The sequence below is a fragment of the Draconibacterium sp. IB214405 genome, from assembly GCF_033963885.1.
GTDB lineage: Bacteria > Bacteroidota > Bacteroidia > Bacteroidales > Prolixibacteraceae > Draconibacterium.
The window spans coordinates 1-26,975 of the sequence record NZ_JAXBMA010000002.1 but is presented as its reverse complement, the minus strand read 5'-3'; the positions used below and the strand labels follow the sequence as shown (position 1 = coordinate 26,975).

The 26,975-nt window shown below is 41.3% G+C and carries 19 protein-coding genes; 8 read left to right on the top strand and 11 right to left on the bottom strand.

Features of this window, described 5'->3' with window-relative positions:
- Positions 1-442: 442 nt before the first annotated feature.
- From SLH46_RS06650 to SLH46_RS06640, 3 genes are all read left to right on the top strand, one after another.
- Positions 443-2,806 (top strand): hypothetical protein, encoded by a 2,364-nt coding sequence (locus SLH46_RS06650; protein WP_320280384.1) that lies wholly within the window; start codon positions 443-445, stop codon positions 2,804-2,806.
- A 310-nt stretch (positions 2,807-3,116) separates the two neighbouring features.
- Positions 3,117-4,229, top strand: a complete 1,113-nt coding sequence (locus SLH46_RS06645; protein ID WP_320280383.1) for a nickel-binding protein — start codon at positions 3,117-3,119, stop codon at positions 4,227-4,229.
- A 293-nt stretch (positions 4,230-4,522) separates the two neighbouring features.
- Positions 4,523-5,263, top strand: coding sequence for an energy transducer TonB (locus tag SLH46_RS06640; protein WP_320280382.1), 741 nt, complete (start codon positions 4,523-4,525; stop codon positions 5,261-5,263).
- 95 nt (positions 5,264-5,358) lie between these two features.
- Here SLH46_RS06640 and SLH46_RS06635 read toward each other — a convergent pair whose 3' ends face one another.
- Both SLH46_RS06635 and SLH46_RS06630 read right to left on the bottom strand, forming a co-directional pair.
- On the bottom strand, positions 5,359-5,922 hold the full coding sequence (locus SLH46_RS06635) for a hypothetical protein (RefSeq protein WP_320280381.1): 564 nt from the start codon (positions 5,920-5,922) through the stop codon (positions 5,359-5,361).
- Positions 5,923-6,006: 84 nt separating this feature from the next.
- On the bottom strand, positions 6,007-6,423 hold the full coding sequence (locus SLH46_RS06630) for an RDD family protein (RefSeq protein ID WP_320280380.1): 417 nt from the start codon (positions 6,421-6,423) through the stop codon (positions 6,007-6,009).
- Between the two features lie 551 nt (positions 6,424-6,974).
- Here SLH46_RS06630 and SLH46_RS06625 point away from each other — a divergent pair.
- Positions 6,975-7,550 carry a hypothetical protein gene (locus SLH46_RS06625; protein WP_320280379.1) on the top strand — a complete coding sequence of 192 codons (576 nt, stop codon included), beginning with the start codon at positions 6,975-6,977 and terminating at the stop codon, positions 7,548-7,550.
- Positions 7,551-7,987: 437 nt separating this feature from the next.
- On the opposite strand, the gene SLH46_RS06620 is transcribed toward SLH46_RS06625, so the two are convergent.
- Positions 7,988-10,411: an ABC transporter permease gene (locus tag SLH46_RS06620; RefSeq protein WP_320280378.1), complete on the bottom strand. Its 2,424-nt coding sequence runs from the start codon at positions 10,409-10,411 to the stop codon at positions 7,988-7,990.
- Between the two features lie 393 nt (positions 10,412-10,804).
- Positions 10,805-14,074: a PAS domain S-box protein gene (locus SLH46_RS06615; protein WP_320280377.1), complete on the bottom strand. Its 3,270-nt coding sequence runs from the start codon at positions 14,072-14,074 to the stop codon at positions 10,805-10,807.
- Positions 14,075-14,446: 372 nt separating this feature from the next.
- Here SLH46_RS06615 and SLH46_RS06610 point away from each other — a divergent pair, with 372 nt between their 5' ends.
- The 4 genes from SLH46_RS06610 (at position 14,447) to SLH46_RS06595 (ending at position 19,906) form a co-directional block, all read left to right on the top strand.
- The gene (locus SLH46_RS06610; protein ID WP_320280376.1) at positions 14,447-15,337 is read left to right on the top strand and encodes a hypothetical protein; all 891 of its coding nucleotides are present in this window, start codon (positions 14,447-14,449) and stop codon (positions 15,335-15,337) included.
- Positions 15,338-15,438: 101 nt separating this feature from the next.
- A complete protein-coding gene (locus SLH46_RS06605; protein WP_320280375.1) occupies positions 15,439-16,545 on the top strand; it encodes a nickel-binding protein in 1,107 nt (368 codons plus the stop codon).
- 159 nt (positions 16,546-16,704) lie between these two features.
- Positions 16,705-18,123 (top strand): FAD-binding oxidoreductase, encoded by a 1,419-nt coding sequence (locus SLH46_RS06600; RefSeq protein ID WP_320280374.1) that lies wholly within the window; start codon positions 16,705-16,707, stop codon positions 18,121-18,123.
- 52 nt (positions 18,124-18,175) lie between these two features.
- Entirely contained in the window at positions 18,176-19,906 is a 1,731-nt protein-coding gene (locus SLH46_RS06595) for a hypothetical protein (RefSeq protein WP_320280373.1), read from the top strand.
- Between the two features lie 95 nt (positions 19,907-20,001).
- Here SLH46_RS06595 and miaB read toward each other — a convergent pair whose 3' ends face one another.
- The 7 genes from miaB to SLH46_RS06560 all read right to left on the bottom strand — a co-directional run bounded on the left by miaB (position 20,002) and on the right by SLH46_RS06560 (position 26,817).
- Entirely contained in the window at positions 20,002-21,342 is a 1,341-nt protein-coding gene (gene miaB, locus SLH46_RS06590; RefSeq protein WP_320280372.1) for a tRNA (N6-isopentenyl adenosine(37)-C2)-methylthiotransferase MiaB, read from the bottom strand.
- A 65-nt stretch (positions 21,343-21,407) separates the two neighbouring features.
- A complete protein-coding gene (locus SLH46_RS06585; protein WP_320280371.1) occupies positions 21,408-22,052 on the bottom strand; it encodes a ferredoxin--NADP reductase in 645 nt (214 codons plus the stop codon).
- A gap of 151 nt (positions 22,053-22,203) precedes the next feature.
- Complete coding sequence (locus tag SLH46_RS06580; protein WP_320280370.1) at positions 22,204-23,208, bottom strand: sugar ABC transporter substrate-binding protein; 1,005 nt, start codon at positions 23,206-23,208, stop codon at positions 22,204-22,206.
- Positions 23,209-23,332: 124 nt separating this feature from the next.
- A complete protein-coding gene (locus tag SLH46_RS06575; RefSeq protein ID WP_320280369.1) occupies positions 23,333-23,908 on the bottom strand; it encodes a Maf-like protein in 576 nt (191 codons plus the stop codon).
- A gap of 1 nt (position 23,909) precedes the next feature.
- Entirely contained in the window at positions 23,910-24,440 is a 531-nt protein-coding gene (locus tag SLH46_RS06570) for a KdsC family phosphatase (protein ID WP_320280368.1), read from the bottom strand.
- Between the two features lie 2 nt (positions 24,441-24,442).
- Positions 24,443-25,225 (bottom strand): Rossmann-like and DUF2520 domain-containing protein, encoded by a 783-nt coding sequence (locus SLH46_RS06565; protein ID WP_320280367.1) that lies wholly within the window; start codon positions 25,223-25,225, stop codon positions 24,443-24,445.
- The gene (locus SLH46_RS06560; RefSeq protein WP_320280366.1) at positions 25,222-26,817 is read right to left on the bottom strand and encodes an O-antigen ligase family protein; all 1,596 of its coding nucleotides are present in this window, start codon (positions 26,815-26,817) and stop codon (positions 25,222-25,224) included. Before SLH46_RS06560 ends, SLH46_RS06565 begins: the two co-directional genes overlap by 4 nt.
- Between the last annotated feature and the right edge of the window lie 158 nt (positions 26,818-26,975).

The following is a 26,975-nucleotide window of genomic DNA, read 5'->3' as shown; positions in this document are numbered from 1 at the left end:
AAGGCTATACGGTAAGTTTTATACAAAAAGAGCTGTTTCAGGACACCGAAGATTTGAGCACAGTCAATACATGAAATTAAAACGTATAAATAATAAATGTCTCTCAACACCCTGACTAATTCCAACTTAGTCCACTCAAGCGATCCTAAAAAAACAAACAGCCCAAAACGGATTCAATACCAGATTCTGCAAGGTTTTGCTAAAAAATAACAATCCGTATTCACGAATAATCCGACAAAGCACTTTCACATTTTCCATCAAAAATGTTTGGACTAAATGCTCAAAAGGTCATAACTTGTTAGAAACAATTGAGAGAAAATAGCTCACTTACAGTTTATACTTTACTATGAAAATAACAGGAAACAGCGTTAGTCAATCAGGGCTAAATACAATTACAACCACTTTCAAACAGCACAAAATATGTTAATCTAAATAATTTACTATGAGAAAAATTATACTATTAATGGTGCTTGCAGCACTAGTTATACAAGCTAAGGCTCAGGTGAGAGACATTAGCGTAACGTTTTCGCCATCGGCTAATTTTTCGTGGTTTAACGATCAGGCTGGACTTGAAAACCACATGGGTTTTGGTGCCAATGTTGGTTTTGGATTTGGAGAATTTGTGGAATTGCGGGCCAACTTTATACAATTGAAAGATATCCCCACATCTTTCGAAAATTATGGTCTTGCCAATTTCGATGCCGATCTTTTCCAATCGCAGGATGTAGATCTGAAAAGAATGGGAGCCGAAATAAAAACCAACCTCGGATCGAAGGTTCTTGCTCCTTACCTCTTGTTTGGCACAGGTGTACAAACCATACAAGTGGCCGAACTGGACAGTAAAAAGCAGATCTATTCTGATTTGGGTGCCGGGCTAAAATTAAACTTTGGGCACCGCACCGCATTCACTATTGAAGCACGAAACACAGCTTTTAAATTTAATGCTGTTGAAGAGTTGCTTACCGATCAGAATAAAACTGATTTTGGTATTGTTGACGATGATTATGCTGTTGAACGTTTTGGCAACTGGTCGTTTAATACCTCGCTGCAATTTTACCTGGGCGGTACCAGTCCCGATGAAATGAGCGACCTCGACCGGGCTTACCGTTCGTATTATCAACATGGTTTTACGGGTAGCCGTTGGGTAATTGAACCGGCCGTTTCGCATATTAAATTCGACGAGCAAAGTGATTTCAAAAATACTTATTTGCTGGGAGCCTACACCGGAATCGACTTTAACGAATATGTTGGTATTCGTGCGTTCTATTTCCGTGCTACCAACGACAATACCATCGATTTCGGCGACGACCTGTTTGATGGATTAGGTTTATACGGCGCCGAGTTCAGAGCCAAATTTAATACCTCGATGGGAGTTACTCCATTTGTTTCGGTAGGTGGTGGTTATATCGATGTGAACGAAGACTACGTTACCCGAAGCGGTGCTGAAAATCCGGGTGATTTGTTTGCATCGGCAGGTATGGGCTTGAACATACCTATTGGTAAAAAAGTGGAACTTTTTGGTAGTGCCAAATTTCTGTTAACTGCTGCCGACGACAACACCACCATTGCCGGCAAAGACGACATTCTTTCGCACCATCAGATCGATATCGGATTAAAATTCTCGGTAGGAAAACAGGCAGAGTCACCGGCAGAAGCTTTGGAGCGTGAGAAAGCGGCCGTGCGTGCGTCGGAACAAAAAACCTACGAACAAAAACTCGACGAGATGAAACTGATCTACCTCGAAGAAATTGCTGAGCTGGAAGGCGAACTCGATGCAGCTAATGCCGCGGGCGACTCGCTTCGTGCCTCACAAATAGCTGCCGACAAACAAAAAGCAGAAGCAACCTACAACAGTTTGAACAATACACCATCGGATACGGTAAAAGCCGTAACATCGTCGGGCGAAATTATGATGCGCATGACTCCTGAACAATTTGAAGCTATTCTAAAAACCCTTCTCGAAGGTTTAAAAGAAATGAAACCGGAAGTGGAAAAAATTCAGGAAGAAGCGGATTCCACAAAATTAGAGAAACAAAGTATGTTGATTGAGAAACTGAATAACCGGATTGACAGTCTCGAGCGGAACGTGGGACAAATGAACGCACAGCCAACAGCGATGCAAACAAGCACAGCTGGAGTGATGAGTGTTGAATCGGCAGAAGTAGGTACACAATCAGCGGTTAGCGATGAAACATTACGTCGTTTGGAAGAACTGCAGAAAAATTACGAGGATTTATCGAACGATCTGAAACTGATGGATACCAAAATGGATATGCAGGCTCAGATGGCCCAGTCGCCAACTGTAATTAACACGGGCCAGGGACAACAGGATACCCAGGAACCGGTTGTACTTACCCAAACAACCAACGAGGATGGTACAACCGAAGTGCATGCCGTTGAAGTTGATGAATTAAAAGACCAGACCCTGGATTTTGCAGGTATTTCGCCAATGCTGGGATTTAACCTGGGAGGTGCCTTTTCGATGAACTTTACTGCACGGGCACACATGCCGATTGTAGGAAGCAAAATGGAGCTTACTCCTGAATTCTTCTATGGTTTAGGAAGTAAATCGTCGATCGGGGTAATTGGAAACGTTGTTTATCCAATCAGTATGAAAGAAAGTAAACTTAAACCATACGGTGGCGCCGGAATTGGTATCTGGAAAATTGATGGAAAAAGTAATCTTGGCCTGAACTTACTGGGCGGAACTTACCTCGATTTATTGGGAGGAAAAGCCTTTGCCGATCTTTCGTTACGTTCACTAAAACACTGGCAGTTTAGTATGGGTTATACATTCGAATTCTAAAAAAATATGCCTAAGTCGTCGTGGTTATAGATGACAGATTTTTTTTATACTTAGTAAAAACCGTTGGGGAAACTCAACGGTTTTTTTCTTCTCTTATTTAAATATTGCTCAACGATAACCTGCTGATTTTAGAAAAAACGATATCTCTTGATTGGCATACGATACTATAAATTTGTGCCATCGTTTTTGAACATTTATTTCGTGCCGGCGTTCTGCTAAATACTACTATTTGATCCATGTTAACCCTGTAGTCCATCTGTACATATGGCATTCTCCCATTTGTTTAACCATTAATTAAAAGCTTGAGAATATGCCGTATTTTATTGATAGTCACGAGCTAAATGGTGAGCCCCCCACCGAGCTAATAGCACAAAAACACCTGCGCGATATAAAAGTACAACATCGTTATAATTGTCGGAAACTGGGTTACTGGTTCGACGACGTAAGAAGAATAGCATTTTGTTTGTTTGAAGCCCCCAACCGCGAATGTATTCAACAACTCCACGAACAGGAACATCGTAATATCCCCAACCGTATTTTTGAAGTCGATTCACGAATTATCGATTTCCTGTTAAAACAGTTCGAAATACAAACCGAAAACTTAAAAGTAGATTTTAGCGATATCGCCACCCAACAGCTCATTACAATTTTGGCGCTGAGTATCGATTCAAATGAACTGTACGGTGCGAAAATCGGTGAACGACGTTCAACACAAAAAATGTTTAAAAGAATGGTGGCAGCGTACGCCGATCATTTTAAAGGAACCATAATCAACCGCGACCAGTATACTTCGCAAATTACGTTCGACTCGGTGACCACCACCGTTAATTGTGCGCTAAAAATGCATAAAGAATTTTCGCTTTCGTTAAAAGATCTGTTACCCAATCTACATTTCAAGATGGGAATAAGCGGCTGTTTTAATAATGATAACGGCGAGTTTCAGCAAGCCTTAAAACTGGCGAAAAGGTTGTGCTATGTTTCCAATTCAAAAATTCTTGTCACGCTCGAAGTGCGTAATATGTTTCAGAGCGAAAGCATGAAAGTGGTGATAAAAAGCGACCGTATAAAAACGGTTTCGCCCGACGAAATGCAGTTTTTAACCAAACTGATGGATTACATGGAAAATAACTGGAAGAATCACGATTTACATGCTTCCATGCTTGAACATTACCTCGGCTGCAGCAAATCGCAAATCTACAGAAGAATGCAAACCATCATCGGGCAGTCGCCAAATTCGTTTATTAAATCCTACCGCCTCTCCCGCGCAAAACAACTGCTGCTAAACAAAAGCGGCAACATCTCCGAAATTGCATTCGATACAGGTTTTAGCAGCCCATCGTATTTCTCAAAGTGTTTTCAGAACGAATACGGCATAAAACCCTCCGACTTTCAGATGGAGCATGAAAGCTCAAATTCAAATTAAAATACCTTTTGATCTTTTTATTGCATTTTTTGAATCAAATTTGCTAACACTCGTTTCTACTTCTGTCATAAATTTGCAAGTAAGAAGTCTGAGAACCGCAATTGAAGTCGCAACAAACACACCAAACCCTAATAGTTCAATACATATGTACTTCCCAAATAACTGGGTGAAATGCTTTTTGCAGAAAAGAAAACAATGGAAATTAATAGATAGAAACAACAGAAACAATTACAACAGAAAACAATTAGAAAGAGAGAATTTTTAACACTTGAAAACTTTTAAAACTCAAAGTCATGAAAACAATTAGATTATTATTCGTTTGTATGCTCGTAGCTATTTTTGCACATGCACAAGACAATGTTCCTCCGTATGTGATCGATGTGGAAGTAACACCTCCAAAATTTACTGCAGTTAAGTACACCCAGGCCAACGATGACAGCTCATTGAAGGCCTACATTAGTCAAAACTTTCAATCGAACGGCGAATTAACACGTGTTAGTGAAGGTACCGAAGTGGTTCAGTTTGTCATTGATCCGGAAGGCAGAGTCTCGGACATTACAATCGTTAACAGTGTTTCACCTGAAGTTGATGACATGATCACAGCAATTCTGGAAGAAACCGACCGGATGTGGATACCCGGTAAAAACAACGGTGTACCGGTTGCTATGGAAAAAGAATTGGCTATCCAGGTAAAACTGGGGATGACAGAATCGGCTGCCGAAAAACGCGATTTTACTGAAATTGCAGAAGACCATTTCACCAATGGAGCCGAAAAGTTATTCTTCGACCAGAAAACACGAAAAGCTAAAAGAAGTTTCGAAACGGCAATACGCTACAAGCCATACGACCAGGGAACATTATACATGTTGGCCCTTTGCGAAATGGATCTTGGTAATAAAAATGAAGCACAAGCTTATGTCGACCGGATTCAAAAACTGGGTGGAAATCCAGAAATTCTGGAAGAAAGGTTGGCTCAGGACATTAAAAATGTAGGTTCGTACGAACAACTTTCCGCACTATTTGCAACCAAATAATAGCACACAGATTACAACATGAGGTTTTTACAACAAAGGCCGTTTCGGAACATGTTTTCGGGATGGCCTTTTTCTTTTCTCCTTCCGAAGATGATTTACCATTCCCAAAGAATAATATCTTCCTTATTGATAAAACCAAAATTAGAGATGGTATGTGTACTGGTAATTTCCGAAATGCTGTTCGTTCCATCCACATCGGTGGTATCCATGTAAGAAGTAACTACCACGTGTTTTTCGTTTACCCCTAAACTGAAAACATCGTCGTCGTATATAAAACGGATTGTACCGTCCTCTTCAATTTTCAGCAATTCAAACGATTCGTGCTCAAAAGGTACCGCGTAAACGCCGGTTAGTCCGCTGGCACATCCGCCGCCGGCTGTACCCGTTAAACAGGTTCCTCCGCCGTAAATAAATTTTAGCTCATCATTAATTTCGAAATCGATAATTCCGTTCAGCGTTTTCAAGTCCTCATCGTAACGATAGGTCGGGAAATCGATTTGTAAACTTGGTGGTTCCGGGCCGGAAACCAACACGCCATCAACATCGGTGTAGCGTTCGATAAACAAATATGTTTTCTCGTCAATATCGTCGTTATCAAAAATGCAGGCACCAAGCGGAAGTAAAAATAGCAGGAGAAGCAACAGTTTGGAATTTTTCATGACCGGAAAAGTTTGTTTTCTCTGTAAATATACGGGTTATAAAAGTAAATATTGTTCGCACAAAACAAAAGCGGCCATGGACGATTAGTTTATCGCACCAACAGAATTTTTATAAATAACAATTGATAGTACCACAATATCGTGGATGGCTTTTCCCTTTTTATTTCCACTGACTGTGATTAGAGAAAGCCAGCCCAGCAAAGCTTTTATAAGGTAGCGGATTAATGCCAGTGGGAAAAGTATATTCTTCTCCGGATTGTTGGCCCGTTTTACCCGGATTCCGAACAAAAAGTGCCCAATTGTGCCCCCAAAGATGCTGGTAAATAGCGGGTCGTAAAGCAGGAAAATAAATACAAATGCAGCGATCCGTGCAAAATCGGGAACGTTTTCGAAAAGATCGAACAAAGAAACAACACCAAGCATAAAAATAAGTAGCAACACCGAGTCGGTAATTACCGCTTTTACTCTTACAAATACTCCGGGGTAGTCGTGATTTTCCATTTTTTATTTATTGGTATTTCATTTGGGTTGTGAATTACAGAACCGTGCCAGCGTTGCAGTCGGTTAACCACGCGGTAGGATTCGCGCGGTAGCAGAGGGGTGGTAAAATCGGAGAAGTAAACCAACACCTCCTCCCCACTGATTTCGTTACACTGCATCAGCGGTACTCCTCCTCAAAGGAGGAGAAATCTTTGCCTTGATAATTTCCCCTCCTCACAGGAGGGGTGGCAGCGACATTAAACACTGCCATGAATAAAAAAAATCCTTTCGCTGACGGGGTGGTTATAACAAATCAATCCCCATTTGCCAAGTCTTACTGCCGGTAGGCAGGTAGGACGAGTCTGTTACTTAAAAACGCGTCCTCCTTTTTAAAAGGAGGTGGCCGCTGCAGGCGGTCGGAGGATTAGATTGCTTCTCCTGCACTCCATAGCAAAACACTCTTCCTACTAAACAAATAGGATAACTTTTTTTCGGTATTATCCGTAGTAAGAGTTACGTCCATTTCAGTTGTGGGAAAACCAGATTTTTTTATTAACCAAAAATTACCAATTATGAAAAATTTCAGAAAATTTCTGTGTCTGGTTTTTTGCATGAGCCTGTGTTTTGCTTGTGCAGATTTCAATGAAGATGTTACAAACGACCTGAAAAGTGGTAAGTACGGCTCCGACAAAGATGGAGATGTAAAAATGGTTACCGTGCCATTTAAAGCACATTACCTGGGAACTTACATGCCCAACGGCGACAAATGTCCGGTGAATGTTATTGTTGACGGAGTGGGTGAAGGAACACATGTGGGCGTTTCCACTGTTCATTTCGATTTTTGTATTCTTGGCGCATCAGCCGGTGGAGATTCTATTTTTTACGGCGATACATACGCCTACATTGTTGCCGACAACGGAGACTCCCTGTTTATCTCTGTAGAAGGAGCTGTAGTTACGCCACCACTGGAAGATCACCCGGATTATGTGGTGAATTACTGGAGAGATCCGTTTGAAATATTAGGTGGAACCGGACGATTTGAAGGTGCCACAGGCGGCGGATGGTCGGATGATTACAACAGTACGGAAGACAACAATTCGCACCATTACTGGGAAGGAACGATAACGATGATGAAAGGCAAAAGATAAACACCTGATTACTACACTTCAATATAAAAGGCTTAACAATTGCGTTAAGCCTTTTTTGGTTGCAAGTCCAACGAGTCAGCCACTTCGAAACGTGTCCTCCTTTTGCTATAGCCTGCTTGCCGGTACATAGGGTGGCAGCGATACGAAATTTTATGATGGATAATCAACTTGTTTTCGCTGACGAGGTGCTGATTTTAACCTTGCTAATTGCGGCGCATAGAGCTCCCCTGCCCTGATCTGCTTGTACTGATGCGCCTTTTTTTCGTTTTCCTTTTACCCCCGGATTTCCCGCTCCGTCTGCCGACGGATCGTTCATCCGGGGTTACCAAAATCGAATCCCTACGGGATTAGTTGATAAAAAGTCATTGCGTGAGAGGAACGACCGAAGCAATCTCATTCAATCTCCATCAATCTCCCTTCAATCTGCGGCACCTCCGCTACTCATATCTCAACGTATGCGCCGGATTAATCCGCAATGTTTGCAGCGTTTTATAACTGATGGTGAGCAGTGCTATGGAAATGGCCGCAATAAAACCAACAATAAATTCGAGCGCGCCAAGCTGGATGCGGTAGTAATAATTGTGTAGCCAGTTGGTAGCCACCAGATAAATCAGCGGACTGGCCACAAGTGTTGCCACACAAACCAGGATAACGATCTCTTTCGATATCAGGTAAAAAATACTGCCTCCGGAAGCGCCCAGTGCTTTGCGCACGCCCACTTCCTTGGTGCGTTGCTCAACCGTAAACGAGGTAAGTCCGAACAGTCCGAGTGCCGCAATAAAAATACCCAGAATGGCAAATACCACCGATAATTTAGCATTTTGCCGCTCGGCTTTATACATGTGCGAAAAATCGTCGTCCATAAAAAAGTAGCGCAGCGGGTTGTTGGCAGCAAAACGTTTCCAGCTTTCTTCAATCTGGTTAATGGCCGCGGCCGATGCATCGGTGTTAAATTTCACCGAAATATAGCCCCAGTTGTTGTCGTCTTCCTTAAACCGCATTACATACGGGTTGATCCGGCTGTGCAGCGATTTAAAATGGAAATCGTTACACACGCCAATAATTGGCATAAACTTTTTATCGCCCTCGTCGGTAAATACAACGATAAAACGGGTTTGTGTATAATCGTCGATGGCGAATTCTTCAAGGGTTTTTCGGTTTACCACACAAGCTTCGCGGTCGGCACCAAATTCACGATTGAAAAAACGGCCGTCGCTGAGTTGCATGTTGTAGGTTTCCAGGAAATCGTAATCCACATAGGCAGTTTGCATCAGGTATGTTTGTCCGTCGTGGCCTTCCAGCATATAACCATTATTGTTGTTGTTACGCCCCGGAACAGCTGTCGATGCAGAAACTAACTCAACACCCGGTATTTTTAGAATTTCCTGTTTAAATGCTTTTACCTGGTCGCCAATAGAACCGGCACTTTCGATCACCATTAAACGTTCTTTCTCAAAACCAACATCTTTATTCACCATGTAGGTTAACTGGCGGTACATAATAATGGTACCGACAATCAGCACAATGGAAATAAGAAACTGCACCGACACCAGAATACGGCGGAGTTTTCCGTTTTTAGCCCCGTCGCGGAGTTTTCCGCGCAACACTGTGTTCGGGTTAAACGACGAGAGATAAAAGGCCGGATAAGCACCTGCGACAAAACCCACAAACAGCGCAAAAACGAGCAGTAAGGGAATGTAGAAGAAATGTTCTACAAGGTTAAACCGCACCTGTGTATCGAAAACGTCGTTAAAGAACGGCAGGGATACAAACACGATCACCACGGCCAGTATCAATGCGATAAATGAAATAAGCGTAGAATCGGTTAGGAACTGCAGAATAAGCATTCCTTTTGACGAACCACTCACCTTTTTAACCCCAATTTCTTTGGCGCGTTTTGTGGCCTGCGCAGTCGACAGGTTCATAAAATTAATGGAGGCAATTACAATGATGAGAATGGCTACACTGCCAAAAATGATCAGGTATTTCGGATCGGTAGCAGGTTTAACTTCGTGCTCCACTTCCGGGTTGAGATGTATTTGTGTTAGCGGCTGCATGTGAAAATTGTAACGGTTGCCCTGCGAAAGAAAATCTTCCAACACAATACCCATCATTTCCTGTACCCGCGGACCAACATATTTTTCAACCATCCCGGGAAACTTGGCTTCCACTGTCTCGGCCGAAGTATTTGGTTTTAGCAATACATAAGTAGAAAAACTGTTGTTCAGCCACTCCGGATCGCTCGACCGTCTGTTGGTCATAAACGACGTAAGAATGTTGGCGTTAAAATGTGTTTCTTCAGGAAAGTCGGCCATTACACCGGTTATCCGGTAAGGTTCCTGCCCGGTATTTACACGCAACAGTTTATTAATGGGATCTTCGTTCCCAAATATCTTTTTTGCTGTCGACTCCGATAAAACCATGGTATTCGGTTCGTTCAAAACGGTTTTGCTGTCGCCTTTTAAAAGAGGTATGGAAAAGATCTCAAAAAAGCTTGAATCCACTTCTGAAAAATCATCGATCACAAAAGCAATGTCCCCCTTTTTAATAATGGTTTCGCCCCAGGTATTCAGGCGGCAAAATTTTTCCACTTCAGGAAAATCAGCCACCATCGTCGGTCCAAGTATCGCCGTTGTAGACGAGGCCAGTATTTCCTGTTCTCCCAGTTTCCCATCTAAAGTTACCCGGTAAATCCGGTCTTTGTACAGGTTATACTTGTCGTAACTTAATTCGTGGATAATAAAAAGTGTAATCAGAATGGTGCAGGCAATTCCAATGGCCAAACCAAATATGTTGATGGCAACATATCCTTTCTGTTTTTTCAAAGCCCGCAGGCTGTGTTTCAGCAAGTTTTTAATCATGTTTCAATAGCTTTAGTTTTCCGGGTTGAATGAGCCGGATATTTTAAAGACGCACGAAAAAGCTGTCGGTTACACGGTTAGGAAAGATTAATTATTGATGATGAAGGATTAGTTGGAAGATAAGAGTGGCGAGTTGTTAGTTACGAGCTGCCAAAGAAGCAATCTAAGCACCACCTCGACCTTTTTAAATCCGTCAATAACGAATTAAAAAAGCCCACTCCTCCTGCGAGGAGGAGAAACTATAACTCTCCAATTCATGTTATTGAAAATGAACCTACCACGAACGTTTCCCCTCCTCCCAGGAGGGGTGGCAGCGACATCAAATACTGCCAGGAGTTGAAAATATTCTTTCGCTGACGGGGGGGTAAAACAACGTGCTTCTCCTTTTTCCTATTATTCCGTAGCACTCACCAAATATTTCTTAATCATCGATTTTAATTGTTCGGCGTTAAATGGTTTGGTAATGTAATCGTTACAACCCGAATCAATTGCTCTAATTTTATCCGAACTGTGCGCGTAGGCCGTTTGCGCTATAATCGGTACGGCTGTGTTTTTCATTCGAATTAAGCGCGTAGCCTCCAGTCCGTCGAATTCCCCGGGCATTTTAATATCCATCAGAATCAGGTTGACGCTTGGATTTTCAAAAAATAAACGAATCGCCTCTTCCCCATTTACAGCATGTATCAGTTTATAATTTTTCGAAAGCATTCGTTCGAGCAACATATAATTGATTTTATCGTCTTCGGCAACCAGAATTGTCGCGTCCCCTGAATTTTGTTCTGCACTGTCCTCCTCTTTTTTTGGAGCGACTAGCGGTTTTTCAGGACTATATTCGATGGAAAAAATAAAAGTGCTTCCTTTTCCCGGCTCCGATTTTACCTGAATCGTTCCGTTAAGTGCTTCCACATGGCCTTTTGCAATCGACAGACCAATTCCTGATCCTTCGTAACCGCGATTTAAATCGGTATCAACCTGAACAAAACGTTCGAATACAGCATCGTATTTATCTTTAGGAATACCAATCCCGGTATCCGACACATAAAAATAGAGCTTATCATTTTCGATGTAGTTCCCCAGTTCGATTTTACCTTCGTCGGTGAATTTAATCGCATTTTTAATCAGGTTCATCAAAATACCGTCGAGCCTGTGTTTATCTGTTTTTACAATGGCCCGGCTACCCGAAACCTGTTCTTTCATAACCAGTTCAACACCTTTTTCTTTTGCCGGCAAACGGAAGAAATTATAGTGGTATTGCATAACTTCGGTGAGGTCTATTTTCTGAATTATCAAATTAATATCGCCGGTTTCAATTTTCGAAATCTCCACAATATCATTAATGGTATTCATCAGCCGCTCTCCACTTTTGTTGATAATTTCGAGGTAGCCTGATTTTTCAACGTCACTTAAATCTGGTTCTCTCAGAAAATCAAGAAAACCCATAATTCCATTCATCGGAGTACGTATTTCGTGCGACACATTTAACAAAAATGCCGTTTTCAACTTATCGCTTTGTTCCGCCTTTTCTTTGGCTAAAATCAGTTCCGAATCGATTAATTTCTGGCTGGAGATATCCTGAACGGTACCAAATAACTCAAGCGGTTTATTGTTGTCATCTGACCGTAATTCTCCTTCAACGTGCACCCAAACAATATTACCATTTTGGCCATTGATTAATCGGTATTCCATCGCTTGCGGACTCTTGTTTATCAAAATATTCTTTTCAAGATATCGTTTCTGTTCCTCTCTGTCGTCGGGATGGATCAGCGATAACCAGTTTTCCACATTATACTCAATCGAATCATCGATCCCAAAAATCCGGGTTATCTCCGGTGAAATCAAAAACTGTCCGGTATTCAAATCAAGGCTGTAATGCCCCAGTTTGGCCACACGTTGCGATTCGAGTAAACGTTCTTCATTCTTTTCGGCGATGTCTTTTGCTTTAATCAATTCATTTTCGAACTGAATTCGTTGCGTAATATCCCTGTCGACGCCACGAAATCCTACAATCTTCTTTTTATCATTTAAAATGGGCACCGAATTACTATCGAGGTATTTCCAGCTGCCGTTTTTATGCTGCCACCGAAGTACCACATTTTGCCAGCCTTTTTTCCCGGCAATACATTCTTTCAACAATTTCTCTACTTTACTTCTGTCATCTTCATGAATAAGCAGCGCACTTTGCTGACCAACAATTTCGGTATCGGCGTAGCCAAGTATTTCCAAAACAGCATTGTTCGAATAGGTATGCACCCCCTCTTCGTCGATCGCCCAAATCCAGTCTTTCGATGTTTCAACTATCGAACGGATAAAACTTTCACGTTCGCGTAATTCTTTTTCAATATTCTTTCGTTTGGTAATGTCGCGGGCTACTCCAAGAACTACCAACTCGTTATCAATTTCAACCGGAAATCCGCTGACTTCAAGAATTTTTTCACCTTGCGGCGTATTAATACGGTACTCGTTGGGCCCCGACTTTAATCCCTTTGCATTTTGTTCGAGTGCCTCAATGGCCTTCGGGAAATCTCTCGAATTTAGCAAGCCTTCAAACGGATTTGTTCCAATCATTTCCTCGCGGAGCATCCCTGTTAACTCTTCAGATGCCCGGTTGCCGTAGATAAACTTTCCGGATAAATCATTCAGGTAAATCGCATCAGGTGCATATTCAAAAATAATCTTAAAACGTTCTTCCGAGCCCTTTAAGCTGTCCTCAACCTTTTTTTGTTCGCTTATATCCCTGACGATGGCCTGAAAATGTACTTCGTTTTCAATTTGCAGGGGATTCAAGGTAACTTCGGCATGGAATATCGATTTATCTTTTCGGCAATGTTGCCAATAAAATCGTTGCGGTTTCCCATTTATCGTTTTATTAATATAGTGCAGGGCCTTATCTTTCGAAAAGCTTCCGTCGGGCTGTTTTTCAGGAGAAAAATCCATTACCGTTTTCCCAATAAATTCGTCGATATGCTTGCAGCCAAAAATTTCGAGCGTTACCGGATTACACTCAACAAAAGTGCTGCCTTTAAGTAAAGTAATGGCATCGTTGGCGGTTTCGTAAAGGGTTTTGTACTTCTTCTCGCTGGCATTTAACAGTTCCTCCTTAATCAAGAGGTTTAATTCAGTTGCTACCCGTCCTGAAAACAGCTTAAAAAACGATTCTAACCAATCTTGATTCGTTATTTTTTCTTTACTGTATGCAGCAAACACTCCTACAATTTCCTTGTTTTTATTAAAAAGCGGCACACCGGCAAATCCCTGCAAATTATATTTTTTGACGAATTCGTCATCGGGAAATTTATCGATAAGTTTCGAAGGATAACAAATAAAATTCTTTTGAATCGTATCTTTTATAGGACTTTTCTGAATGTCGTAAACTGCCGATTCAACCGGATTACCGTTTTCAATTCCGGCTTTAACTTCAATTTTTTGCGAGGTTTTGTCGTATTCTGAAATGTAAACAAAATCAACATCCATTAACTTAACGAACAGTGTACAGATCGCATTTAGAAGGTCGTAGCCCGATAAACTGTAAAATTTAGAACCAATCGCTCTGATTTCATTCTCAAATTTACTGTCCAAAGGTTTGTCGGAATCACTTACCGGATTTTTAAAAATTTTTTGCACCAGTAAGTTGAGTTTAGAGGGAGTTTTGTCAGGTCTGTCCATATTTCCCTTGGTTTAATTAATTCCCAAAATACTAATTTTTAAAAACAAAGTTCACCTCGCAATGCTGTTTTAAAGAATGAAAAACAAGCCCGATAAATAATATTTCAAACGATATTGCTCAAAATAGGTTTGTAAATATTCCAAAAAACGTGCGTATTTTTTCCTGCTCAAAAGTGAAACTATAGTTTCAAACTGCTTGTCTGCGGTATAAAAAATCCGATTCTACTCTCACAAAAATCGCAATGATACAAATGTTGCATTTAATGATTCATTTGTGTTCGACTGACATAGTTGGCACGCCGTAATTTTGTATTCAACGTTACAACTCGAATTCTTGTGGTACAATCATTATTAACTAAAAATCATTGAATTATGAAAAAGAAAGTAATCAGTTTTGGAGGACTTGGAGCCTTGGTTGTAGTACTGGGGTTGTTATTTATAAATGCAGGAAGTAAGAACGAAAGCAAAGCAATAATCAAATTATTGGAAAACGAACGAAAAACCTTTTGCGACAACGATTTTGAAGCCTATGCAAAAAACTGGGTAAAAGACGAGCAGGCACTTTTTATGTATGCCGGCATGGATAGCCATTTCGCTATGCAGGGCTGGGATTTAATTAGAAAGAGCATGGCTGAGCACATGGACTGGAAAATTGAAAACGACATAAGAACGGTTGAAAATCCGGAAGATTTTGAATACCACAACATACTGGTAGATGGCGATATGGCCTGGGCAAATATCTCGCAATACGACGACGATAAAAACGTTAAAGACCGACGGGCTTATGTATTAAAAAAGGTAAATAACGACTGGAAAATTTTGAATATTAACCTGCTTGGAGTAGATACTTACGCCGAAGGAAAATTTGTGGTAGATGCCAATAAAGCACCTGAAAAAACACATGTTAACCTGAACGATTTCCCAAAAGACAAAGTATTCCCCATGATTGAAGGCTGGGGAGGAATGTGTGTAGACATTAATAACGCACCTGCCGGAACTGATTTTACGCCTTTACTCGAAGGACTGGAAAATGACCATTGCCAGGTTCCTCACTGGGGATATGTTGTAAAAGGCGCTATTCGTATGGACTACGAAGATGGCTCTTCGGAAATATTCAGTGCCGGCGAAGCATTTTATATGAAACCCGGTCATACAGGCGGTGTGCTCGAAGATCTGTTGCTGGTAAGTTTTGGCCCGGAAGAAGGCATTCAGCATTTGGTTGATCATTTCGAAAAGAAAGTTGCCGCCATGCAGGCTCAATAAACATCGCAGGATTAGCATTATTAAAAGTTTTATATCTGTCTGATGAACAAATTCTTATTCCGACACGTTCACTATTTATAACCATTAAAAATAAAGCCACCATGCCTCTTTTTATGGATTATCATCACGCCCCCGGTATCACGCTCGAAGAAGCAAAAAAAGCCCACCTCAAAGACCTTGCAGTACAGTCGAAATACGACGTAAAGTATCATCAGTTTTGGGTAAATGAAAAAGATGGTATGGTGTTTTGCCTGATGGAAGGCCCGAGTAAGGAAGCTTGTCGAGCAGTTCATAAAGAGGCCAACGATATTAAAGCATGTAATTTGGTTGAAGTAGACGGTGGCATGTATTCGGCTTTTATGGCCTACGACCAGGCACTCGACCATGGAATAGTAATGAAAAATGCCAGCCAGGCCGATACCGGTTATCGTTTTATTCTCACCCTTGATATTATTTCCCTGACCACCCTTAAAAAAGGTATCGATTTTGAACGATTAAAATTTCCGGAAAAACCACGACAGGTGGCCAACGATTTTATTCATAAATACCAGGGAAGAATATTACAGCAATTACAAAACGACAGTTTAATTGCTACGTTTTATACACCCGAAAGTGCTGTACAGTGTGCCATTGGTATAAAAGAAACATTCAAACAACACATTGCCGAACTACGTGACAACGGTTGGAACATCCGCTTTAAAATGGGAATAAGTGTTGGGCAACCGGTTACCGATCATGGAAACGGAATTTTCGACCGGGCCTTGCAACAAAGCAATCGTTTTTGCAAAATTGCCGACGACGGCGAAATAATCTCTTCGGTGCTTATTGGTAAACTGAGCGTATTCTGCGATCAGGAAATCGAGAAAAAAACAGTAAAAGTGATTAACGAAGCCGAAGAAGCTTTTCTTACCAGGTTGTTTAATATTGTTGATGGTCAGTACCCAAACGAAACGTTTAATGTAGAAAGCCTGAGTCGCGAGATTGGTGTAAGCCGGCCACATTTGTACCGGAAAATACGTCACCTGACAGGCACTTCTCCAAACGGTTTTATTCGCGATTTGCGAATGAGCAAAGCACTCTCGTTAATGAAACAACGAAAAAGAAATATCACCGAAATAGCGTTGGATGTTGGCATCAGCAACCCATCGTATTTCGCTAAATGTTTTCACGAAAAATACGGAATTCTTCCATCGCAAATCGAGGTGTAAGATAACAACTCGCCCCTCCTGCGTGCGCTTACCTCCACTCAATTAAGCAACGATATACCAGATTCTATTATCAACCAGTTGGCATTGCTGTGCAGCAATGTTTAACGGTGTTGATGTATGTACAGGCATGCTTTTATTATTAACCAAAAATATATAGACATGGAGATTATTTTAAAATCTGGTGAGAAATCGAGTATCGATCAAGAATTAGTAAATGATTTTGCTGCAAAATTGGGTGGAGTTTTAATAAGCGCTTCTGATGACAATTACGACGAAGTTCGACAGATCTGGAACGGTATGCACGACAAAAAACCGGCATTGATAGCACAATGTTCGGGAGTGGCCGATGTGGTAGCGTCTGTAAATTTTGCACGCGAAAACGATGTATTGGTTTCAATACGAGGTGGCGGACATAACGTGGCCGGAAGCGCGTCGAACGATGGCGGTTTGATGATCGATCTTTCGCAAATGAAAGGTATTCGTTTGAATGCTGAAAAAGGAACCGTTTATGCCCAGGGTGGAGCAACACTAGGTGATCTCGACCGCGAAACACAGGTACTCGGAATGGCAGTGCCTGGGGGTGTAGTATCAACAACAGGTATTGCCGGATTAACCCTTGGTGGCGGATTCGGATGGCTGCGTAAAAAATACGGTTTAAGCATCGACAACCTTGTTTCGGTTGATATCGTTACACCCGACGGTAAATTTTTAACCGCCTGCGAAAAAGATAATTCCGATCTGTTTTGGGCCGTACGTGGCGGAGGTGGTAATTTTGGAGTAGTTACTTCTTTTGAATATAAAATGTATCCTGTTGGACCAATGGTAACACTCTGTGCGCCATTTTACCCTGCAGAAGAAGCCGATAAAATACTTCCCGTTTGGACAGCTTTTGTTGATGAATCGCCCGACGAAGTTTCCTCAACTGCCATGTTCTGGACTATCCCTCCTGTTCCCGATTTCCCTCAAGAAGTACATGGTCGACGGGTACTCATCCTTTCTGCTGTCCATTGCGGGTCGATTGAAGAAGGACAGAGAGTACTACAACCTTTGCGCGAAGTTAGTACACCTCTGGTCGACCTAAGCACGCCAATTCCGTGGACAATGTTACAGGGAATGTTTGATCCATTCTTCCCGAAAGGTGAGCAACTTTATTATTTCAAATCAACCTATTTGAATAAACTCGACAGCCCAACAATTAATGCACTCATTCCAAAAGCGGTGCATCCGCCACAACCAATGATACTGATTGCAATCTGGCACATTGGTGGTGCTGTTAGCCGCATCAGCGAAGATGCCACTGCATTTACCGGCCGACAATCGAATTTCCTGTTTAGTGTTGATGCCATTTGGGCCGATGCAGGTGCTAAAGACGAAGTAATAACCTATGCCCGGGAATACCTCGCTGACATGAAAGCCTTTTCACCCGGTGGATTGTATGTAAACTTTGCCGGTTTGGGAGAAGAAGGCGTCGACCTGGTAAAAGAAGCTTACGGTAAAAACTACGATCGTTTATCGTCGATTAAAGCGAAATATGATCCGGGTAACTTATTCAGGTTAAATCAGAATATAAAACCGTAATATTCAGGCGAGCATATTCTTTTTATTCCCAAAAACAGAAAAATACAAAGTCATGAAAAGTTATATGATTTGGTTTATTGCTTTGGTATTCCTTGTTTTTTCAGCATGCAAAACGAAAAATAAGGAAAAAGAGCAATTAAGCTATACCACAACAACCTGTAATGCAGTGCCTGCCACAAACGATGACGACTGGTACAGCACCGATAAAAAAGCACCTTTATTCGATAACCTGGGCGATTATTCTTTTCCGGTAACTACTGAGAACGAACTGGTTCAGAAATATTTCGATCAGGGTTTGATATTGTCTTATGGATTTAATCATGCCGAAGCCGCGCGCTCGTTCTTTTATGCTGCCAAACTCGATCCTGATTGTGCCATGGCCTACTGGGGTTATGCTTATGTGCTGGGGCCGAATTACAATACGGCAGGTTACATGGAAAGCAATTACTATCCCCTGGCCTACGATGCCATTCAAAAAGCACTTGCGCTGGCAGAACATGTTACACCAAAAGAACGCGCACTAATTGAGGCCATGTCGGAACGTTATACAAAAGATGTTCCGCGAAACCGAATGGACCTTGATCTGGCATACTCTGAGGCTATGAGAGAGGTTTATGAAACGTATCCCGACGATCCGGATATCGGCACTATGTATGCAGAATCATTAATGAATTTGCATCCCTGGGATTTGTATGAGTCGGACGGAAGACTAAAACTATGGACTGCAGAAATTGTAGAAACACTGGAAAAGGTTATTGATGAGAATGCCAATCATCCGGGAGCCCATCATTTTTATATTCATGCGGTTGAAGCCTCAAAAACACCTGAGAGAGGTCTGTATTCGGCAGGATTATACGACGACGGTCTGGTGCCCGGAGCAGGCCATTTGGTGCATATGCCTTCGCATATTTACATCCGAACCGGCCACTATCACAAAGGAACCGTGGCGAATATAAATGCCGTTGCATCCGATAGTTCGTATACCACAAGTTGTCATGCTCAAGGTGTTTACCCGTTGGCCTATTACCCACACAACTATCACTTTTTGGCAGCAACCGCAACACTCGAAGGGAACAGTTACTGGGGAATCCGGGCATCGGAAAAAATGGCAGAACAAATCAGCCGTCAATTAATGCAGGAACCCGGTTGGGGAACTCTGCAGCATTTTTATACCATTCCCTACTACGTGTATGTAAAATGTGGGAAGTGGGACAAAATACTCGAGCACCCCGACGAAGTACCATCGTTGAATTACCCGGCTGCGGTTCGCGCTTATGCGCGCGGAATGGCATTCCTGGGTAAAAAGGATGTTGAAAATGCGCAAAAGGAACTTGAAAAACTTGAAACTTTTGCAAAAGATGAAAGTTTAAAAGAACTGACCATTTGGGATATCAATTCAACTTACGACCTGGTTCAGATAGCACGAAACGTGTTAAAAGCCGAAATTTTTGCCACTCAAAAAGAATATGCACGCTCTATAGAACTGCTCACTGAAGCCATAAAAATAGAAGATGCATTAAACTACAACGAGCCTCCTGATTGGTTTTTTTCGGTGCGCCATCATTTGGGTGCAGTTCAGATTGAAGCTCAAAATTATCGCGATGCTATTGATACCTACCGCGAAGACCTCGCTGTTTTACCACGAAACGGATGGGCACTACACGGTATGAAACTGGCGTATAATAAACTGGGGAATGCTGCTAAGGAGGCCGAGATTGAAAAACAACTTACAGACATTTGGGCAACTGCCGATCTTCAGATCACCAGCTCAAGAATTAAATAATGCTATTATTCGTGTAATAGCAAAACGAACCAGAAAACAAAAAGATTCCACCTTTTACAAGATGGAATCTTAAAAAATATAGTGTGTATTTTATTCTAACAACTAGCGGCAACTTCCACCAATTCGCCTTCGAGCGAGAAGTCAGAAGCGGAAGTGATCTTAATATCAGCAAACTGTCCGATCATCGATTTATCGGCGCAGGCAAAACGAATGGTTAACTTGCCTTCGGTATACGATGTAAGGAAACCTTCTTTGCGATCCTCTCCACGAACCAAAACTCGTTTTGTTTTTCCTACCAGGCTTTCGTTGTATGGAAGATTGTGCTTACGCAAATCCTCGGTAAGCTGATGCAGACGTCGCTTTTTCTCATCCAGCGGAACATCATCCACCCAACGGTGACTGGTTGCTCCCGGACGTGGCGAATAAATTGCGGTGTACGACATATTGAATTTAAACTCGTCGAACGCTTTGCGGGTGTTTTCAAACTGCTCGTCGGTTTCGCCTGTGAATCCAACGATCACATCTGTAAACAAAGTTGCTTCCGGTATAATTCTTCGGATTGTCTCCACAATATGACGATACTTTTCCATGTTGTGCTTGCGGTTCATACGCATCAACACTTTATCGTCGCCACTTTGCATTGGCAGGTGAATCTGTTTTCCCAGAACAGGATATTCAGCAATCACCTCAATTACTTCATCGGTCATATCGCGCGGGTGAGGCGAAGTAAAGTACAGCCAGAATTCTTTTTTCAGACGGTTCCCCATTTCACCAATTTCGCGTAATAATTGCGGGAAAGTCAATTCCTCTCCTTTTTTATCAAGTCCGTAGGAATTTACGTTCTGCCCGAGTAACGTAATCGATTTATATCCTTGCGCTACCAAAAGTGCCACTTCGGCAATAATATCTTTCGACGGGCGCGAAACTTCTCGACCACGTGTGTAAGGAACCGCACAATAAGTGCAGAATTTATCACAACCATTCTGGATTGGAATAAATGCCTCGAAATTTGACTGGTAATGTGGTTGTACATTCCAGAAATCTTCGATATTCTCGTTATGCGGATCAATGCCCACATTCAGGTGTGTAGGCGTTGTAATGCCGTAACTGCTGATCATTTTAGGCAGCTCGGGCAAATCTTTCATCTGGAAAGTGATATCAAAAAGTTTCAGAAACTTTTCGTGATCATCGGGCAAAATACACCCCGAAATAAACGTAACCAGGTTTTTGTTGTTCTTCCACTTATTCCACTTGTGAATGCGTGAATACACTTTATCGATGGCCTTCTGACGCACCGAGCACGCCAAAATACCAATCACTCCTGCCTCCTCCTCGTTGTCGGTCCACTGGTATCCGGCTTCTTCAAGTACCGAGATAACGCGCTCGCTATCCGACATATTCATCTGACACCCTAAGGTTACTACGTGATATTTCATATCTAAAAGTTAGAAGTCGGAAGACAGAAGTTAGAAGTTTCTGTTCCGCCTCTATTCTATATTTATTAAAAGTATACTTCGGTATAAATGTTCGATGTCGGGATTCCTTTTTCCGACAAAATATCGAACACTTCGTAAATCATTTCGCTGTTTCCACAAAGAAAACAGTTTGTATTTTCATCAATCGTTTCGGTCTTTAAAAATTCGGTTACTCTTCCGTGGAAGTCGCCGCCCTTTTCACCTGAAGCGCACAAAGTTACCCTTTCTTTATTAAAATCAACATGATCGTAGGCTTCTTCGGCTTTGCGTACTCCATGCACCATTTTGTAATTGAGCTGCGGATGGGTTTTTACAAAACCATGAAACGGGCTGATTCCTGTTCCGGTTGCAATGAATAAAAACTTCTGCACCTGAAAACTTTGCGGATCGAACTTAAAAAATCCAAATGGACCATCTACGTCAACCAAATCACCGGCTTTCAGTTTTTTTAATTTCGATGATACTTTTCCGCCCTCTACTTCGCGCACCAGCACTTCAAGGTAATCGTCGTGTTCTCCACTGTAAATGGAGTATTCGCGACGATCTACTGCTCCTTTTATCCCGAGTAAAACGAACTGCCCGGTTTGGAACTCCATACCATTTCGCTCGAACCGAATTACAAATGTTGAATCGGTTAAATGCCTGACCTGTGTAACTTTATGCTTTTTCAATTATTAAGACCTGTTCTAAATAAATCGCTGCAAAAGTATAAATAATTGGCAAATCTTCAAGGTTTTAGCGGTTTACATTACTCAATCATAAAATGCGGTCATAAAAAAAGGGATCCACTTTCGTGAATCCCTTACAAAACCTCCGTTCACACTATTTATAAACTTCCTCTTCCCGTTGGTAACCTTCTGAAATAACTGTTAACGCCAGATTTTCTTTGTTAACAATCATTCCCGTATGGAAAACAGTAGGTACCAAAAGTTCTCCGTTGCTCACTGTCTGATATGTTCTTTCTCCATTTTCACCACGAGCCAGTTTTACGGCCACGTCAGCGGCAGTAGCTGCCAGTTTTTCGTATGGTTTATAAACCGTACAGGTTTGGTGTCCGGCGACAATTTCGCGTAAATTACGCAGGTCGGCATCCATTCCGGCAACCAGAATCTGATCCTCTTTTCCTGCTTCGCGAATCGCCCTTATAACACCCATTGCCAGCTCGTCGTTGCCTGCTATAATTGCATCAACATCAGGGTGTTCTTTCAATAATGTTTTAGCATGTTGGTAACCTTCATCTTCGTCCCATGCATCGGTGAATTCGTTGTACACAATTTCAATGTCGCCTCTTTCAACCAAAGGTTGTAGCACATTTCGCTGACCAAGATAAAGCAACTGACTATTGTTGTCGTTTAATGCTCCACCTATTAATGCATATTTCCCGACAGGTTTTATGGTGGTTAAATAAGTCGCTTGTAACGCACCGATCTCCACGTTGTCAGTCGAAACATAAAAGTCGAGTTTACAATTCTTTATCAAGCGGTCGTACGATATAACTTTCACCCCCTGAGCGTGTGCAGCTTCAACAATTGCACCAGCTGCAAACTGATCAACAGGTATTACCACTAATACGTCAACACCGTTGGCGAGCAGTTCTTTTGCCTGAGCCAATTGTTTATCGGCATCGTTCTCGGCATCCATAACTTTTACGGTCCCTCCAAGTTCCCGGACATTTTCTACAAAATAGTCGCGGTCATTTTTCCACCGTTCTTTATCGAATGCATGAACAAGAAATCCAACTTCAACAGCCTGGTCCTTTTTATCACATCCGGGAAAGAGTATTCCGGCAAGAAAAATACAGATGAGTATTGTTATCCTGTAATTCATGTTATTGAATTTAATTAAGTTTCTATTCAATTTACGAATTATCAGTTGATAGGTTAACCCTTAAAATTGTTTTAAACGGTTGTTTTAAAACATTCGAAAAAATGAAACCTTTTGCGTGGTCAATTTAAAATTTTTGAATTTCCTCGTATAATTTTTGAAGCGGCAATCCCATCACATTGTAGAAAGAACCTTCGATATGCGAAATACCAATTGCCCCTACCCACTCCTGAATACCGTATGCACCGGCTTTATCGTAGGGTTTAAAAGTGTTGATATAATAATCAATTTCGGCATCAGTGAGTTCCTTAAACCATACTTGAGTTGAGGATGAAAATACGACCGATTTTGTAGTAGAACTAAGACAAACACCTGTTATTACCTCGTGAACTTTTCCGCTTAATGCTCTTAACATCTGAGAAGCATGGTCGTAATCGGCAGGTTTTTCCAGTACATTCCCGTTTAAAACAACAATTGTATCAGCCGTTATCAGCAAATCATTATTGTTTAGTTCATTGCTAAAAGCGTTTGCTTTTTTTTCGGCCAGATAGCCAGGAATATCATTGGGTGAAATTTCCGGAGGGTAATTTTCATCAACATCCTTGGTTTTCACTTGAAAATCAATTCCCAATGATTTTAGGAGCTCCTGTCTGCGCGGGGACTTTGAAGCTAGAATAAAGTTATATTCGGGTATCCAGTTCATTTTAAAATGCTCTTGAATTTAGCATTTCGGGAGTAAACCATTTGTTTTGTGCTTTTAAAGCCTGCTCAATTACATCGCGCACACAACCTTCGCCCCCATTTTTATCCGAAATGTATTTCGAGATATTTTTAATATCACTTACAGCGTCTTTAGGGCAAGTTGGCAAACCTACCTCCTGCATCACCCGGTAATCCACCAGGTCGTCGCCCATAAAAAGTACATCTTCGGGTGTAACGTTTACCTTTTCCAGAAAATCGTTTAAACAGGCTACTTTATCCCTGGCTTTGTCGTAAAAGTGCTCCACACCAAGTTTTTCGTAACGCAACCGAACACGTTCAATAAATCCGCCTGTAATAATCGCAATCGGATAACCTGCTTTTATTGCACTTCTTATGGCAAAACCATCTTTTACATTGGCAGTTCGTATCGGATCTCCATCTTCGTTTAGCGGCGAAACATCTTTCGATAAAACACCGTCAACATCAAATACAAAAGCTTTTACGTGGGTAAGTTCTTCTTTAAAAAACGACATTCTTATTCTTTTTCCTGATGATGCTCAAAAATACTCTTTGAAATTGAATTGTACAATTCCTGAAGGCCGGGCATTTCTTTTAATTCGTTCAGATGGGCATTAATAATATTCTCATCGAAACGAATTGCCGGACCGGTTTGTGCCTCTTTCGGGTGTAGCTCCTGCACCTTACTTGCAGTCTCCATAATTAATGGTCGCAGAATTTCAAACGGCAGCTCTTTACTGTCGAGGTACCTGGCTGCCAGTGCATAACAATGGTTGCTAAAATTACAGGCAAACACGGCAGCAATATGCAGGCTCTTTCGTTTATCTGAGTCCAACACAGTTACCGACTCTGAAACCTCATTCGCCATATCTTCCAAAATCTGTAAATTTTGGTTGGAGTTTGCTTCAACGAAAATCGGGATGACTTTGAAGTTAACTTCCCTACTTTTCGAGAATGTTTGCATTGGATAAAATACGCCGTAGTTTTTAGAAAACTTGCTTAAAATATTCATCGGTAAACTTCCGGAACAATGCACCAGCAATTTATCGTCAAACTCTAGCTGACTTAAAACCTGTTCAACTACCGCGTCTTTTAGCGCAACGATATAAATATCCGCGCCCTTTGTAACTGTTTCGTTTGAGGTAGAATAATCTGTATTTAAACGATCAGCCAATTGTTTTGCAGATTCTGTGGTTCTACTATAAATCTGTGTAATATTGTGACCACACTTTTGCAATTCCACCGCCAGGTGGGTTGCTACATTTCCAGCCCCGATAAAACAGATATTGAATTTTTTCATTTCTGCGGTTTAAAGTTGAAGTTTTTAATTTCATCGGGCGTATGCCATAAAAACAAACAGTAAAAGAAACAGAAGAATGAAAGGCCCATATGTGTTTCAAAATTGGCATCTCCGAAGTTCGCGATTCCCATAAAAACAAGGAGTAACCAGAAAAGTAAATTTTTTCGATGACCTTCCTTTAATACCGGAATCAATAAAAAACACATGATAAAAACAAAACCTACGATTCCAAACTTCACCATGTAATTTAAGTACTGGTTATGCGACGATCGTTGATTTTCTTCTTTCAGCTTAGAATCTATTTTCTTATACGCCTCTGCATATTCGGTTTTCCAGTTTCCGGTACCAATGCCCAGCCAAAAATTCTCCTTAATAAGTACCAACGATGCTTTTACAAACTCGATTCGTTGCGAAAGCGACTGTCCGTTTGGATTTCCTGAAGCTTTGTACCGGTCGTATTCCCATATTGTTTCATAAATACGCGGATATAATGAGAATCGTTTTTCAGCATAAATATAGTTGGCAATTCCCTGTTCGACATTTTTGATATCAGCATCCGTTAATTTACTAACCCCAACACTGTCTTTTCGCAGTCCTCTGCTTGTAAGATAACGTATCAACGTTGATCGGTAAGTAAACCCATGTTGATTTAACGAATCAAATTTACACTCGCTCAACTTATTCCATTCAGTTCTTAACTCTTCTGTACAAATGTAACTTTGCACCCAATGGCCATTCTCCTTTTCCTGAGAGTTAAAATTGAATGTGTATGGATTTCCAGACTCTGTATACTTATCTACATGTTGAGGATCCAGTTTTTCTATGGCATAAAAATCATCCCAAATTGATTTTGTATAAGTAATTGGGAGCACCACCAAAATAGCAAGCAGGACAGCAAGTAAATAGTTGATTTTTCGTTTTTCAGAAAAAAGGTAGTACAAACCAAAGAAACCCACTGTACCCAGAAAAGCAATAATTCCGGTCATCGATTTCAGTATGAAGAGAAAAACAACTAGCCAAACCGCCATTGTTCCGATCAACAATCTAAACCTATTCCTTTTTACACGTTGAAGAATAAGAAAAACACAACAAAATATGGTTAGAGCTATCTGATACGAATACCTAATGTGCGAGATTAGTGAGATATCTCGGAAATCAGTAATATTAAATGTGGCCTTAAATATAAAGCGGATAGCGGCAATAAAAGATACAACAGTTACTGCAACACAAAACGCTGTTAAGACGCTATAAAATCGTTTTTCTGATAGTTTTGGTGATAGTACCAGGGCCAGTGGAATTACAAGCCAGAATGCCACCTTTTTTAGTTCGTATATCGACAGTGCAACATCTTTTGTATGAACCATTCCCAGAAGGTAAATTCCAAATATTGCCAGAATATAAAATACCGATCGATTGTTCCTTAACGACTCTTTTAATGCTGTAAGAGGATTAAGTAATAGTGCCTGAACTAACAGAATTACCGTAGCTATACTAACAAAAGCTTCGGAAAAAGGCAATACTATAACAAATAGCAGTAGGCTATAATAAAAGCTCTTTTCTCGTAATTCGGCAGTGATGTTTTTCAGACTCATTTAGCCAGGTTGCAATTCAATTAATAAAACGGCACAGAATTAATAATATTTGGTGATACTGGCAATTTTTTGCAATAAAAAAGCCCGTGCTCTGCTGAACACGGGCTTAATAAAATTGGCAGCGACCTACTCTCCCACTTTTACGCAGTACCATCGGC